Source organism: Planomicrobium sp. MB-3u-38 (assembly GCF_002836425.1).
Classification (GTDB): domain Bacteria; phylum Bacillota; class Bacilli; order Bacillales_A; family Planococcaceae; genus Planococcus; species Planococcus okeanokoites.
The window spans coordinates 1-245 of sequence record NZ_PJBO01000033.1; the positions used below are offsets into that span (position 1 = coordinate 1).

Sequence of the window (245 nt, forward strand, 5' to 3'; positions counted from 1 at the left end):
TACCCCATTCCGACAAGCAGAATGGATGGTGGAGCCTAGCGGGATCGAACCGCTGACCTCCTGCGTGCAAGGCAGGCGCTCTCCCAGCTGAGCTAAGGCCCCAAGAAGTTAAAAATGGTGGGCCTAAATGGACTCGAACCATCGACCTCACGCTTATCAGGCGTGCGCTCTAACCAGCTGAGCTATAGGCCCTCTCGGGAATGTGCAATTGGTTGAAACTTCATCGATCAGGCAAATGCCCAAAA

At 54.3% G+C, this 245-nt stretch carries 2 tRNA genes; both read right to left on the reverse strand.

What is annotated here, in order from left to right:
- Positions 1–26 precede the first annotated feature (26 nt).
- A tRNA-Ala gene (locus CXF70_RS07435) sits at positions 27–102 on the reverse strand.
- A 13-nt stretch (positions 103–115) separates the two neighbouring features.
- Positions 116–192, reverse strand: a tRNA-Ile gene (locus tag CXF70_RS07440).
- Positions 193–245 lie beyond the last annotated feature (53 nt).